Here is a 13529-nt window from a genome sequence, read left to right on the forward strand (position 1 = left end):
ATATAAGTGCCAAATTAAATTAAAGCATGAATAAGATTTTAAGAGAGGAATAAAAAAGGCTGCATTAAGCAGCCTTTATAAGTCAAAATATGATTATCGGATCTGTAAGATATTTTGTTGCAGTGTTGAATTCACTTCAAGCGCACGAGAGTTTGCTTGGAAGTTACGCTGCGCACTAATCAAATCAACCAGCTCTGTGGTTAAGTTTGTATTTGATTGCTCGAGGGCTGAAGAATTAATTTTGCCTAAAGTCCCTGTTCCCGGCTCACCCGCAATCGGCTCACCTGAGGTTAAACTTTTTTTCCATGAAGTATCACCCACCTGTTGTAAACCTTGTGAGTTTGCAAACCTAACCATGGCTACTTGACCTAAATAAGTTGAGTCACCATTACTGTACGATGCAACTACTTTTCCATCAGTACCAATATCAATACCCGCTAAGCGACCTACTGTCGCACCATCTTGCTCTAGTGCTTTTACTTCAAAGCGACTCGCAAACTGGCTTGGAACTTTATTTGATGTATTCGCTTCGTCGCGCCAGTTAATAGCTATATCACTAAACTGAGCACCATTACTTAATAGGCCACTTAAATTAGCCCCGGTTAAATTAACATCAGTAAAGGTTGGACCGACATTTGGAACGCCATTGGTAGTTGCAGGCAAACCACTTGCATCAAACCCAAAGGTACTTAGAGGGCTTGGTGTTGCCGTTGCAGCACCAGTAGCATCAAACGGTTGTTTATCTAGCGTGCCATGTACCTGCCATTCATTAGGCGCTGTTTTTACAAAAAAGAATTGTAAAACATGTGGCTCACCTAAAGAGTCATAAGTTGTAGTCGATGTAGATGCAGTATATGTGCTGCTGTCTGTTGCATCAAACGGTACTGCCACAACATCTTTACGTGAGTCAAGGTTGAAAGAAGTATATACGTTACTTGTAGAGCGTGGTGAACCAGAAGAGTCTGGTATTTGTAATGCAGATGAAGTACTAAGACTTACTGAGGTTGTATCTCCGGTAACCTCATCAACAGGGAAGCTCTGTAAAAAATTACCTTTGGCATCAACAACGAAATTGTCTTTATTAAGCTTAAATGCTCCAGCACGTGTAAAAGTTTGGTCTTGTGAATCCAGACTTTGAGTAGTTGCAAAGTAACCTTCACCCGTGATCGCTAAATCCAGTGAGTTATTAGTAAACTGCAGCGACCCTTGATGAAACTGCTGGGCAACCATGGTCGTTTGCACACCATCACCATTTTTTGTTTTACCGGCGCTAAATACTGATGATGCGTATACATCAGCAAACTCGGCGCGAGACTCTTTAAAACCAGTGGTGTTTACGTTGGCAATGTTATTGGCGGTAACATCCAAATCTTTTTGTGCGGCAGCAAGGCCTGTTAATGCAATATTAAAGCTCATAATTAACCTCTAACCTAAAAATATTTAGCCTGATGGCTAAAAAAATACATAAAATCTATTACGCGATTTCTGCGACATCAGTCAGCCTAACCGCACCTTCTTTAGTATTAATAATAATGCCGCTTGAGCCGTTAATATTAACACTTTCAATATTTTTGAATGTAGCTAATGGGAGGCTTGAAAATTCCCCATTTGTACTACCCTCTGCTTTGATGTTGTATTCACCAGGTGGTAGCCGTTCACCCGCTTCATTTTTACCATCCCATGCAAAACGGATGGCTCCTGCAGGCTGAGTGCCTAAATCTATAGTTTTAACCAACTGCCCGGATGCATCTTCAATGCGGATCATTAAACTATCGACTGGCTTTTCAGCTACAACAGAACCTCTTGATTCACCCGACTCATTAAGCTCCAGTGTATCCGACTCCAACAAAGCTTGTTTGCCAACCAGTGTTGATGCTTGCAATGCCGAATTTGATGTCATCGACGCAGCTAAGGAATCAAAGTTAGAGTTCAAATTTGATATTCCTTCAGCCATGGTAAAGTTTGTCATTTGTGCAATCATCTGATCGTTATCAGCAGGTTTGCTGGGATCTTGATATGACAACTGCTGTGTTAACAACGAAAAAAAATCTTCTTGGGTTAACGCATCACTGTCTTCTTTTTGTGGCACTTGCTTATCTTGCCAACGTAAAGAGTCCATGTAGGATGAAGAAGTACTAATATCGTTACTCATGAGCTACCCTCAGTTACCGCTGACCTAACAGCAGTGTTTTACTTAACATTTGCTTAGCTGCATCAGCAACTTGAACATTTGTCTGATAAGAGCGAGATGCAGAAATCATATTTGCCATCTCCTCAACAACATTCACGTTGGGTTTATAAATGTAACCATTTTCATCCGCACTCGGGTGGTTTGGGTTATATTCAATTTGTAGTGGTTTATCACTCTCAACCACTCCTAACACTTTCACACCAACGGCAGAGCCCTGTGGGTTGCTTGCTGACGCTGACGCTTTTGTTAGCTCCGCAGCAAATACAGGTTGTCGCGCTCGGTACGTTTCATTTTGTGAAGAGCTAATTGTATTGGCATTAGAGATATTACTTGCGGTGGTATTTAATCGCACGTTTTGCGCGCTCATACCCGAACCTGCAATATCAAACACATTATATAAACTCATAATTAGGCTCCTTGACTACCGAGGGCTTTTTTCAGGCCTTTAAATTTACCATTAAGAAACTGGACACTGGCCTGATACTCCATAGCATTCTGTGTATACAAGTTCCGTTCCACTTGTATATCAACAGAGTTACCATCACCTGTATCTGTTTGATTTGGCGTACGAAATAATTCATCTCCACCTACAAAACGGGTACCACCGGCAATGTGTTTTTCGTTGGTTCTTACCATCGTATTGCCGCTTAGTTGGTTAGACTTTGCCGTTTTTAATGCTGAGGCAAAGTCGATATCTTTTGCTTTATAGCCGGGCGTATCAGCATTTGCGATATTAGTGGCGAGCATTTCTGCTCTTTGCGAACGGATCAACATCGCATGCGGATGCACGCCTAATGCTTTATCAAAACTGATAGCCATAACTATCTCCAAAAAATTGACTTAGTATCAGTAAAGCAATAAGTAAGCCAGCAATGAAAGTAGTGATGATAAAAACAAAAAACGGCGCTACAGCGCCGTTTTTAGGAGGGGGTATATCTTAATATTCGTTATTTCTTTTGGTAAATAATGCCGGGGTTACAACGTACCATATCAAATTCGGTACTCAAACCAGACATAGATTCCGACGCACCTAAAAATAAATACCCCTTAGGGTTAAGTGCTTGAGAAAATTGTGCAATTATTTTGGCTTTCACCTCAGGTGAAAAATATATTAAAACATTACGGCAAAATATAATATCGAACTTACCCATCAAGGCGTACGAGTCGAGCAAATTTAAATGCCTAAAGCTCACTTGCTTTTTCAAAGAGTCAACCACTTGTGCCATACCATTGCCGCTATCTTTAAAAAATTTCTTACGACGATCAGCAGATAGCCCGCGAGCCAGTGCCAATGCATCATATTCAGCGTTTTTACACATATCTAGCATGGTATTTGATATATCAGTACCCACTATTTGTGCACCCATTTTTAAAACACCAGGGCTACTTGATTGAAACTCAGCCACTGACATAGCAATTGAATAAGGTTCTTGCCCTGAAGAGCTCGCAGCAGACCATATTTTTAATGGTCTATTTAGCGCTTTAAATTCAGGGAATAATCTGGTTTTGAGCAACTCAAATGGGTATTGATCTCTAAACCACAATGTTTCGTTGGTTGTCATGGCATCAACAACAGCAGCGCGCAATTGACGCTCATGTACGCCAAGTGTTTTGCTAACCAGTTCAGATAACGATTCAACATTAAACCGAGACATTAATGGTGCCAAGCGGCTTTTAACCAAATACTGCTTATTTTCACCTAAAACAATACCGCACTGTTGTTCTAAAAATAAGCGAAATTGATCGTATTCTGTTTGCTGCAAATCTTTATTAGTCAAATCAATAACACCTATGTTTATTAATCACAATGAACCCACTTATTAACGGCTGTAGCAAGCTCGTCTGGATTAAATTTCGCTATAAAATCGTCAGCCCCTACTTTTTCAATCATTGCTTGATTGAAAACACCACTTAATGAAGTATGTAAAATCACATGCAGTGGTGCAAGTTTGGGATCTGCTTTAATTTCTGCAGTGAGCGTATAACCATCCATTTCGGGCATTTCTACATCTGAAATAAGTAACCCTACTCGCTCTGTAATATCGTTAACACAATCAAGCTCTGCAATTTCTTTTAGTCTTATTAAAGCTTCTTTACCATTTTTAGCAAGTTCAGTAGTTACGCCTAAAGGCTCTAACGCTCGTTTAACCTGATTTCGTGCCACGGCCGAATCATCGGCTATAAATACTATACGCTCACCCAAATCTTTTTGCATACTACCTTGAGCCTGAGCCGCAACATCTGCGCTAACCTCTGTATTTACTGGACAAATCTCGTTTAAAATTTGCTCAACATCGAGAATCTCAACTAACTCATTTTCAATTTCAGTCACGGCTGTTAAATAAGAATAACGCCCCGCACCTGATGGCGGAGGCAGTATTTTTTCCCAGTTCATGTTAACAATCCGCTCAACGCCACCAACTAAGAATCCTTGAACTGAACGGTTATATTCAGCAATGATAATAAAACCTTCTTCTATATTTTTTATAGGACGGCCACCTACAGCCATAGATAAGTCAATCACCGAAATAGTTTGGCCACGGATATGTGCAACACCTCGAATATAAGCATTAGCCTTTGGCATACTAGTAAGAGGCGGGCATTGTAATACCTCTCTTACTTTAAACACATTTATGCCGAAGCGCTGACGCCCGTTAAGCTTAAATAACAATAATTCTAAGCGGTTTTGCCCAACCAACTGAGTACGTTGGTTTACTGAGTCTAAAATACCGGCCATTTAAATCTCCTAAGAAAACAAATATAAGGAACGATAATTGCTTTCAATTAATAAAGCGTCATAACACAACGGGGGCGTCTAAATTCTGACGCAAAATATTTATACCCTGTTTGCAACCATAAGCATAGTCGAAACATTATGAGTTTGTTAAAAAAAATCAGAAGATACAGTGTTTTTTATTTTCTTGCTAGCCTCTGCTTCACTTTGCCACTAAAGGCTCAAGTATTTAGTAAAGAATCACTTCAAGAAATGGCTGTATCTTATGTTGCACAAAAAGCAGTGACTACAAATGATAACAAAATACAGTTTAGCGCATTACCGTTAGATAGCCGCATACCTGATCGCTATTGTAACTCTGAGCCAGAGCTAGTAACGCCAAGTGAGCCCCCTTTTAATCGTCAAGTCACCATTCAAATAAAATGTAACGATAGTGATAACTGGGCACAGTACGTTCATGTCAGAATTACTGAATCAGCACCCGTTGTAGTCGCAACGACTAATTTAGCACGAGGTGAAGTGATTACTCCATCCCATTTAAGTATTGATATGCGCCCTGCGCACTTTATACGCGTTCAGTATCTTGATGATCCTGCACAACTTATTGGTAGCCGCAGTAAACGTAATATTCGTGAAGGTATGCCAGTACTACTCAATCAAATTTGTATGGTTTGCAAAGGCGACTCTGTCAACATTTTTGCCAATATTAAAGGGTTAAGAGTAAAAACAACGGGTGTTGCATTAGAGGATGGAACCTTAGGTGAACAAGTACGAGTAGAAAACAAAAAAACAGGTAAAGTTTTAAATGCACGGGTAGATGGTGTAGAGTCTGTGCAGGTAAATATTTAATGTAATTTATGCTAAAGTATCTTTAGTAAATGCCGATATATAGGCATCAGTTGGGTAATAAATGGGTTTTTATCATGGTCGGTCAAGTTAACAAATCAAATCAACAGCCTGGTGTTTTAACAAACACTCAACAGCAAAAAGTTGATTTAAAAAGAGATAATGCAAATACGCAGGCTGCGCAAACGCCTTCGCCTAAAGCGGCAAGCGATTCGGTGAGCCTAACACCGCAAGCTAAGCAATTAAAATCTTTACAAGAAAAAGCAGAGCAGTCTTCTGGTTTTGACAGTAACAAAGTTGCTGAACTTAAAAAAGCCATTACCGAAGGCAAGTATCAAATAGACAGTGAGAAACTTGCCAAAAATTTAGCAGACTTCGAGTTTAATGTTTATGGCTGATCACAATAGTTTAATTACGATTAAACTAAACGAACAAATAAATTGTTTAACAACCTTGAGTGAGCTTCTTACTCAAGAGCTTAATGCTATTGCCTCACGTAGAGGCGAAGGTTTGAAAGAAATTGCCCAACAGAAAATGTCTTTTTTAACCAGCATAAGCACCCTAGATAAAGAACTCAGTAACCTGATTGCCAGTAATGATCAGCAAACAGATGAAAACAATGACTTAATAAAGCTGACCAGAACTAAGCTTGAGCAATGTCAAAAACAAAATGAAGTTAATGCTCATGCAGCTCATCAGGCACAGTTAAGTGTAAAGCAGCTAAAAAGTATTTTAATTGGTGCACCTTCATCAATGACCTACGACCAAGCTGGTAGCGTCGTAAATACCGATAACAGCATTGTGCGTAACCTAAAAGCCTAAAAAAATACCCATAAAAAACGCCTAAACGATAATTCGTTTAGGCGTTTTTTATGGGTAATAATTTGTCGCTTAGTAATAAGTGACTTTTTTCACTTCCCGTGGTTTTATCTCACCGATGTACAAGTCGTGAACGCGTTTCATATTAAGCTCAAGCTCGGTTACATACATATCATTAACGGCATATGTTTTTATAATTTGTGCGCCTTTAATAATACCTTGTACTTTGCTTTGTAAATAATCATCTTGGGCAACAGACCCAGCGACTGTTGTACCTGCGGTAATTTTTTGCCCGTATACTTGCTCTGTTAGTTCGCGATAAGCCTCGAGCTTTGAAGCCTTAATCGCCATAAGTTGTTTTTGCGTATCACTACTTCCCGACTGCAAACTAATGGGCGCATAGCCAACCGCTTTTAATACTGGGTAATTATTTGGCTCAACATATTTATACTCAACGTGTTTATCAAATATATTACTACAACCGCTTAAAGTTAAGCAGCCTAATGTGATCATTAATGGCATTACTCGCATCATACTGGGCCTTTAAAAACTAATTAAACTCAGTTATGCATGTTTAGTGCCAGTGATATGCCTTTAAATAGATAACAAAAAATAGTGGTACATTACTTGCTGAAGTTGATTAACGCTAACGTTTAATTGGAGTAAAAGTATGAAATCGTTTTTAAAGGCTGTATTAGCAGGGTTAAGTACCACTGCGGTATTAACGTTTTCACCTTTTACTCACGCTCAGTGGTATGAGTCTACCGGCCATGCAGTTATTCAAAATAGCGATATTCCTAGTGCAAAAGCCGCAGCCATAAAAGATGCGATAACCCAAGCCTTAGTATTTTCTGGGGCTCGTGTAAGTTCAGTGCAAACCCTTGTAGATGGCGTATTAACTCAAGACCAACTAAAAATAAGTAGCCAAGGCGAAATCCAAAAAATAGAACTCGTTAGCGAAAACCGCAGCAGTGATGAATTTGCGATTACCTTACGCCTAGATATTTTTGCACAAACCGAACAATGCCCGCAAAGCAACTTCAATAAATTTATAGCCGTGACGCAAAGCCAATTAACTAATCGCGAACACGCTAGAATGGGTCAAATATTTGACATTAATAAAGCCGTAAGCAAAAACATCTACACGGCACTGCAAAAATCAAAAATGAGTGCTGTCCCTGTTGCCTATTTCAATAAAGCGATAAAAGTCGATACCTACTTTAATCAACAACATGACTACTCTAATAGCCAGTTAGAGGAAATTTCATCGCGCAGTAACGCGCAATATGTGTTGTTAAGCCAAATTACCAGTTTATCCACCAGCGATAAACTCAATAGCGACTATGCATTTTGGCAAGATGAAAGCTATCAGCGTCACTATCAAATAGAGTTTAGTTTATTTAATGGCACTACTTATGAACCCTTGTGGCAACAAAGCTATCAAAGCCAAGCTATCTGGCCATTTGAAAAAACAACTATTATTGATGTAAACAGTAATCGTTTTTGGCAGTCACCTTTTGGTCAAAGTATTAGTGAGATAAACCAAACCCTAAGTTACGATTTGCAAGCAGCCATGGCGTGCCTACCCACCCAAGGCAAAATTATGCACATGGAAAATAATAAACTCGTCATTAATTTAGGAAAGGCACATGGCTTAGAAAAAGGCCAACAGCTGAGTATTGCTCATCATAATTATTTAACCGATGCGCAAGGCAACACCATGCCGCATACTATAACCACTTTGAACCGTATTCGTGTAGAGCAGCTATATCAGCATAGCGCCATTGCCGTCAGTATTAATGATCAGCCTTTACCGGGCGTACAAATTAACGATATTGTGGAAGTTGCAACGCCCTAAAGTGCTTGGGTTAGCTTAACTTTTAAATTATCGTGAGCGCTTAACCAATCTGCTAACTGCTCAACCCCAGATAAATGCGGGTAGTGCTTTCGACAGGCCAATACAATATTACGTTGCTGATTAGGAAAAATAGGCAAATAATGAATTCCCTCTCGGGGGATTGCAGCAAGTTTTGGCACAAACGTAACCCCATCGTCCATCGCCACCAGCGCTAATAAGGTTTCTAAGCTATTACCTTGATACTGGCTAGAAACATCCACTCCTGCCGAAAAACAAAACTGCTGGGCTTGATCTTTAAAGCAATGGCCATCACTTAACATTAATAGGTTACTACCTTGAAGATCTTGCAGTGCTACCTTTTTATTTACAGCTAAAGCGTTATCAGCAGATACCGCAACTAAAAAGTCTTCTTTATATACATTAATCGTATGGTAATTTTTTAGCTCAGGCACATCCGCTAAAATTGCAAAATCCACCTCGCCACTGTCTAGCGCAGCTAAAATGGTAGAAGTTTGCATTTCAATAAACGAAAACTGACTTTGAGTAAATGCCGCTTTCATTGATGTAAGCAGTGTAGGAAGTAAATACGGGGCAATAGTAGGAATAATACCAATACTCAGCTTGCCCTGTAACGGTTGGTTAGAAGTAGCAGCCAGTTCTTTTAATATTTGAGTTTGTTCTAATATAAGAGTGATTTGTGTCAACAAACGTTCACCTTGGGTTGTTAAGGTAACGTGCTTAGTTGAACGGTCAAATAAGATAACCCCTAATTCTTGTTCTAGCTTTTTAATTTGCCCACTCAAGGTGGGCTGGCTTACAAAGCAGGCATCGGCTGCTTTACGAAAATGTTTAAAATGCGCAACGGCTTTTACATATTCTAAATCTTTTAAGTTCATATTCACACTCAACCTGATAGCTTATGCCTATCAGTTTAATACAAACAAACGATTGGAACTATATTTAATTGTTCGCCATAATGGCTATCAACAAATCAAGAGGAACTAAAAACATGTTAAACAATATTGAAGGTCAAACAATCCCTAACGTTACATTTGCAACGCGTCAAAACGACGAATGGAAATCAGTAACTACTGATGACATTTTTAAAGGCAAAACAGTCGTTGTGTTTTCACTACCTGGTGCATTTACACCAACGTGTTCATCAACTCACCTACCACGCTACAACGAGTTAGCTGGTGTACTTAAACAAAATGGCGTTGACGACATTGTTTGTGTATCAGTAAACGATACCTTTGTAATGAACGCATGGGCTGAACATCAAGAAGCGCAAAACATTACCTTACTACCAGATGGTAACGGCGAATTTACTGACGGCATGGGTATGCTAGTTGATAAAAACGATTTAGGTTTTGGTAAGCGCAGCTGGAGATATTCTATGCTGGTTAAAGATGGCGTAGTAGAGAAAATGTTCATCGAGCCAGATTTACCAGGCGACCCGTTTGAAGTATCAGACGCTGACACTATGCTTGATTACATCAACCCAACTCAAGTAAAACCAGAGGCGGTTACTCTATTTACTAAGCCTGGTTGTCCTTTCTGTAAAAAAGCAAAAGAGCTACTTACAGCTAAAGGCTTTGCTTTTGAAGAAATTGTAATGGGTGCTGGCGCATCACTTACCAGCCTTAAAGCAGTATCAGGCCGTGAAACCGTACCACAAGTATTTATTGGCGGTAAGCACATTGGTGGCTCAGACGACCTAGAAAAATACTTTGCTTAATTAAGTAAATAAAACAGGGGCTGCAACGCCCCTGTTTATTAAAGGAAAAACACTATGAAAGAATTGCAAACCGACGTTGTTGTTATAGGTGCAGGTACCGCTGGTTTAAGTGCCTACCGTAATGCAAAACAATTTACTCAAAACGTACTTATGATTGAATCAGGCCCATACGGTACAACCTGCGCACGTGTTGGTTGCATGCCAAGTAAGTTATTGATTGCTGCAGCAGAAGCCGCGCACTCAATAGAAATGGCACCTGCCTTTGGAGTTCACAGCTCAAAACCGGTAATTGACGGTAAAGCCGTTATGGCACGAGTAAAAAGTGAGCGCGATCGCTTTGCAGGATTCGTAGTAGAAGCGGTAGATGAAATACCTAGCGAAAATAAAATTCGTGGCTATGCACAATTTTTAGACGCCAACCGCGTGAAAATAGATGAGCACACCATAATCACTGCTAAACGCTTTGTAATAGCAACAGGTTCACGCCCATCTTACCCTGGCGTATTTAATAACTTTGGCGACCGACTGATTATTAATGACGATGTATTCGACTGGGATGATTTACCAGAATCAGTAGCCGTATTTGGCCCAGGCGTTATAGGCCTTGAAATTGGCCAAGCGTTGCACCGATTAGGGGTAAAGGTAAAACTCTTTGGTGTAGGTGGTGCCATAGGCCCACTAACCGACCCAGTAGTTAAAGATTACGCTAACACCGTATTTGCAGAAGAATTTTATGTTGATACCGACTCAAACGTTTCAGATATGAAACAGGTAGGTAATAAAGCAGAGCTAACCTATACCGACAAACAAGATGTTAAACATACCGAGCAGTTTGACTATGTTCTGGCTGCAACAGGGCGAGTACCTAACACCGATAAACTAGGGTTAGAAAACACCGGCATAGAGCTTGATGAGCGTGGCGTACCACTCGCTGATGCCCACACTATGCAATGTGGCAACTCTCACATATTTATTGCTGGCGATGCCAGTAACATGATCCCACTGCTTCACGAAGCATCCGATCAAGGAACAATCGCAGGGCAAAACGCAGGCCGCTACCCTCATGTACGTGCGGGTTTACGCCGCGCTAAAATTGCCGCTGTGTTTAGCGACCCACAAATAGCCATGGTTGGTGAAAGCTTTAAAGAAATTAGCGAACGATTAGGCAGCTGTGAGTGCTTTGAAATAGGCGAAGTCAGCTTTGAAAACCAAGGCCGTAGCCGCGTTATGCTAAAAAACAAAGGCCACATGCGTGTGTATGCCGAGCACGGCACCGGCTTATTTTTAGGTGCGGAATTTATAGGCCCACAAGCAGAGCACATAGCACACTTACTTGCATGGGCTGTACAAAACAAAATGACTGTACCACAAATGCTTGATATGCCTTTTTATCACCCTGTTATTGAAGAAGGCCTACGCACTGCACTACGTGATTTAAACGCTAAATTAAAATTTGGCCCAGACATTATTAACCATTGTATGGAATGTGGCCCAGGCGCATAACACATCACTAATACACACTTGCTACTCAAAGCCAAAACCATTGTTTTGGCTTTTTTTATGTTAAAAACTGGTATATAAAATGGAGTTTAAACTGCTACACTCAGATTAATAAACAAACAAAAATGGACCGAAAATGAGCAATAATAAATATAGACTTGTCACTCGAAGCGATTTTGACGGCCTAGTGTGTGCCGTATTACTTAAAGATTTAGATTTAATCGACGATATTTTATTTGTGCATCCAAAAGACATGCAAGACGGTAAAATAGCCATTACCAGCAACGACATTACCACTAACCTCCCCTATGTTGCCGGTTGTCATATTGCATTTGATCACCACTTAAGTGAAACCGTTCGTAACGAAAGCGATATAAAAAACCATATTATTGACCCAGATGCGCCCTCTGCAGCACGCGTTGTTTATGACTATTATGGTGGCGCAGAGAAATTCCCTAATATTTCAACTGACATGATGGAAGCGGTTGATAAAGGGGATTCGGCACAATTTACAAAAGACGAAATTTTAAACCCAACAGACTGGGTACTGATGAACTTTATTATGGATGCGCGCACAGGACTTGGCCGTTTTCGTGAATTCAAAATTTCTAATTACCAGTTAATGATGAAGTTAATTGACGCCTGTAAAGATCACAGCATAGAACAAATACTAGCAATGGAAGATGTTGCCGAGCGTGTTGCGTTATACCACGAGCACAACGCACAAGCTAAAGAGCAAATAGACCGCTGCTCATCAGTACACGACAACTTAGTGGTACTCAATTTAACCGAAGAAGAAACCATTTACGCTACTAACCGCTTCGTTATTTACGCCATGTTCCCCGAATGTAATATCTCAATACATAAAATGTGGGGGCTTAAAAAGCAAAACGTGGTGTACGCCATTGGTAAATCAATCACCAACCGCAGCTCCAATACTAATGTTGGCGAGTTATGCCTTAAATACGGTGGCGGCGGCCATCTAAATGCTGGTACTTGCCAAGTAGAAACAAACAAAGCTGAGCAGGTACTGAGCGAGCTTATCGCTACAATTACTAGTGATGGTTAAGAACTAGCTATCAGCTATCAGCTATCAGCTATCAGCTATCAGCTATCAGCTATCAGCTATCAGCTATCAGCTATCAAAATAATAAAGCGAGTAAATTTATGTTACTCGCTTTATTATTTGTAATTAGAAAAGATTTTATAAATGAGAAGAAACGGGCAAGTGCTTACAAAACTATTACGATGGTGAACTCATACTTAAAGTAAAAGGATTGTGGTTCGCTGGTAAAGCTATAATCACAAGGCACTATTCATGGAAGGTAGAAAAGGCATAACCTAAAGCTAGAACGAGTTAGCTAAAGCTATCATCAATAAATAAAACTGTAGTTAAATACAACATTTCAAATAGCTAAAGATCTTAATTTAGCTTTAGCTCATATCCAATAAAGTCTCAAAGCCAAGAACAACCTTTAGTTCACTATTTGCCAGAATGGCAAAAAAGGTCTTACTTGGAGTTCTGTAAATAACTGTACTAAGTAATATAAAAATGCGGTTACTTCATTGTCAGCTTAGAGCTGTAAAGTGATATTCTATAAATTCATTTTTTAAATAATATAAATTAAATAGAAAGAGAATAAAGACAGAGTAATGCAGAGGTAGTTTGACGCAGTGCGCGTGGGTTAATAAGTTTTGTTCAACTTGAGTACTAAAGCGTAGACTAAAGAGCACATATTACGTGCAGTTTAAATACAAAAAATCTATTCTCTAGACCTAGACACATATAAGAATAATTTTTCGATATTTAAAAACAAAAAACTGACATAAGAGTCAGTTTTTT

At 39.7% G+C, this 13529-nt stretch carries 15 protein-coding genes; 7 read left to right on the forward strand and 8 right to left on the reverse strand.

Features of this window, described 5'->3' with window-relative positions; genetic code table 11:
• Positions 1-93 precede the first annotated feature (93 nt).
• From flgE to FLM54_RS11550, 6 genes are all read right to left on the reverse strand, one after another.
• Entirely contained in the window at positions 94-1416 is a 1323-nt protein-coding gene (flgE, locus tag FLM54_RS11525) for a flagellar hook protein FlgE (protein ID WP_178956428.1), read from the reverse strand.
• Between the two features lie 58 nt (positions 1417-1474).
• On the reverse strand, positions 1475-2152 hold the full coding sequence (locus FLM54_RS11530) for a flagellar hook assembly protein FlgD (RefSeq protein ID WP_178956429.1): 678 nt from the start codon (positions 2150-2152) through the stop codon (positions 1475-1477).
• 13 nt (positions 2153-2165) lie between these two features.
• Complete coding sequence (gene flgC / locus FLM54_RS11535; protein WP_008113068.1) at positions 2166-2597, reverse strand: flagellar basal body rod protein FlgC; 432 nt, start codon at positions 2595-2597, stop codon at positions 2166-2168.
• 2 nt (positions 2598-2599) lie between these two features.
• Positions 2600-3010: a flagellar basal body rod protein FlgB gene (gene flgB, locus FLM54_RS11540; RefSeq protein ID WP_138605269.1), complete on the reverse strand. Its 411-nt coding sequence runs from the start codon at positions 3008-3010 to the stop codon at positions 2600-2602.
• A gap of 128 nt (positions 3011-3138) precedes the next feature.
• Positions 3139-3969, reverse strand: coding sequence for a CheR family methyltransferase (locus FLM54_RS11545; RefSeq protein ID WP_138605268.1), 831 nt, complete (start codon positions 3967-3969; stop codon positions 3139-3141).
• A 20-nt stretch (positions 3970-3989) separates the two neighbouring features.
• Positions 3990-4928 carry a chemotaxis protein CheV gene (locus FLM54_RS11550; RefSeq protein ID WP_138605267.1) on the reverse strand — a complete coding sequence of 313 codons (939 nt, stop codon included), beginning with the start codon at positions 4926-4928 and terminating at the stop codon, positions 3990-3992.
• Positions 4929-5066: 138 nt separating this feature from the next.
• Between FLM54_RS11550 and flgA the strand changes: the two genes are divergently transcribed.
• From flgA to flgN, 3 genes are all read left to right on the forward strand, one after another.
• On the forward strand, positions 5067-5774 hold the full coding sequence (flgA, locus tag FLM54_RS11555; RefSeq protein WP_178956430.1) for a flagellar basal body P-ring formation chaperone FlgA: 708 nt from the start codon (positions 5067-5069) through the stop codon (positions 5772-5774).
• Positions 5775-5848: 74 nt separating this feature from the next.
• Complete coding sequence (gene flgM, locus FLM54_RS11560) at positions 5849-6169, forward strand: flagellar biosynthesis anti-sigma factor FlgM (RefSeq protein ID WP_010387860.1); 321 nt, start codon at positions 5849-5851, stop codon at positions 6167-6169.
• The gene (gene flgN, locus FLM54_RS11565) at positions 6162-6593 is read left to right on the forward strand and encodes a flagellar export chaperone FlgN (protein ID WP_178956431.1); all 432 of its coding nucleotides are present in this window, start codon (positions 6162-6164) and stop codon (positions 6591-6593) included. Before flgM ends, flgN begins: the two co-directional genes overlap by 8 nt.
• Before the next feature lie 69 nt (positions 6594-6662).
• On the opposite strand, the gene FLM54_RS11570 is transcribed toward flgN, so the two are convergent.
• On the reverse strand, positions 6663-7121 hold the full coding sequence (locus tag FLM54_RS11570) for an LPP20 family lipoprotein (protein ID WP_138605368.1): 459 nt from the start codon (positions 7119-7121) through the stop codon (positions 6663-6665).
• 139 nt (positions 7122-7260) lie between these two features.
• On the opposite strand from FLM54_RS11570, the gene FLM54_RS11575 reads away from it, so the two are divergent.
• Positions 7261-8448 carry a flagellar assembly protein T N-terminal domain-containing protein gene (locus tag FLM54_RS11575; protein ID WP_138605264.1) on the forward strand — a complete coding sequence of 396 codons (1188 nt, stop codon included), beginning with the start codon at positions 7261-7263 and terminating at the stop codon, positions 8446-8448.
• On the opposite strand, the gene FLM54_RS11580 is transcribed toward FLM54_RS11575, so the two are convergent.
• On the reverse strand, positions 8445-9344 hold the full coding sequence (locus tag FLM54_RS11580; RefSeq protein ID WP_054201738.1) for a LysR substrate-binding domain-containing protein: 900 nt from the start codon (positions 9342-9344) through the stop codon (positions 8445-8447). The genes FLM54_RS11575 and FLM54_RS11580 overlap by 4 nt on opposite strands.
• 113 nt (positions 9345-9457) lie before the next feature.
• On the opposite strand from FLM54_RS11580, the gene FLM54_RS11585 reads away from it, so the two are divergent.
• From FLM54_RS11585 to FLM54_RS11595, 3 genes are all read left to right on the forward strand, one after another.
• Positions 9458-10186: a glutathione peroxidase gene (locus FLM54_RS11585; protein WP_008466566.1), complete on the forward strand. Its 729-nt coding sequence runs from the start codon at positions 9458-9460 to the stop codon at positions 10184-10186.
• A gap of 54 nt (positions 10187-10240) precedes the next feature.
• A complete protein-coding gene (locus FLM54_RS11590; RefSeq protein WP_178956432.1) occupies positions 10241-11689 on the forward strand; it encodes a dihydrolipoyl dehydrogenase in 1449 nt (482 codons plus the stop codon).
• Between the two features lie 133 nt (positions 11690-11822).
• On the forward strand, positions 11823-12755 hold the full coding sequence (locus FLM54_RS11595) for an exopolyphosphatase (protein ID WP_178956433.1): 933 nt from the start codon (positions 11823-11825) through the stop codon (positions 12753-12755).
• Positions 12756-13529: the final 774 nt, after the last annotated feature.

Origin of the sequence: Pseudoalteromonas sp. Scap25, from assembly GCF_013394125.1 — a bacterium.
GTDB lineage: Bacteria > Pseudomonadota > Gammaproteobacteria > Enterobacterales > Alteromonadaceae > Pseudoalteromonas.

Excerpts from the sequence above, each read along its gene's own strand:
- flgE (WP_178956428.1), bottom strand. The coding sequence starts at position 1,416 with ATGAGCTTTAATATTGCATTAACAGGCCTTGCTGCCGCACAAAAAGAT.
- FLM54_RS11530 (WP_178956429.1), bottom strand. The coding sequence starts at position 2,152 with ATGAGTAACGATATTAGTACTTCTTCATCCTACATGGACTCTTTACGT.
- flgC (WP_008113068.1), bottom strand. The coding sequence starts at position 2,597 with ATGAGTTTATATAATGTGTTTGATATTGCAGGTTCGGGTATGAGCGCG.
- flgB (WP_138605269.1), bottom strand. The coding sequence starts at position 3,010 with ATGGCTATCAGTTTTGATAAAGCATTAGGCGTGCATCCGCATGCGATG.
- FLM54_RS11550 (WP_138605267.1), bottom strand. The coding sequence starts at position 4,928 with ATGGCCGGTATTTTAGACTCAGTAAACCAACGTACTCAGTTGGTTGGG.
- flgA (WP_178956430.1), top strand. The coding sequence starts at position 5,067 with ATGAGTTTGTTAAAAAAAATCAGAAGATACAGTGTTTTTTATTTTCTT.
- flgM (WP_010387860.1), top strand. The coding sequence starts at position 5,849 with ATGGTCGGTCAAGTTAACAAATCAAATCAACAGCCTGGTGTTTTAACA.
- flgN (WP_178956431.1), top strand. The coding sequence starts at position 6,162 with ATGGCTGATCACAATAGTTTAATTACGATTAAACTAAACGAACAAATA.
- FLM54_RS11570 (WP_138605368.1), bottom strand. The coding sequence starts at position 7,121 with ATGCGAGTAATGCCATTAATGATCACATTAGGCTGCTTAACTTTAAGC.
- FLM54_RS11575 (WP_138605264.1), top strand. The coding sequence starts at position 7,261 with ATGAAATCGTTTTTAAAGGCTGTATTAGCAGGGTTAAGTACCACTGCG.
- FLM54_RS11580 (WP_054201738.1), bottom strand. The coding sequence starts at position 9,344 with ATGAACTTAAAAGATTTAGAATATGTAAAAGCCGTTGCGCATTTTAAA.
- FLM54_RS11585 (WP_008466566.1), top strand. The coding sequence starts at position 9,458 with ATGTTAAACAATATTGAAGGTCAAACAATCCCTAACGTTACATTTGCA.
- FLM54_RS11590 (WP_178956432.1), top strand. The coding sequence starts at position 10,241 with ATGAAAGAATTGCAAACCGACGTTGTTGTTATAGGTGCAGGTACCGCT.
- FLM54_RS11595 (WP_178956433.1), top strand. The coding sequence starts at position 11,823 with ATGAGCAATAATAAATATAGACTTGTCACTCGAAGCGATTTTGACGGC.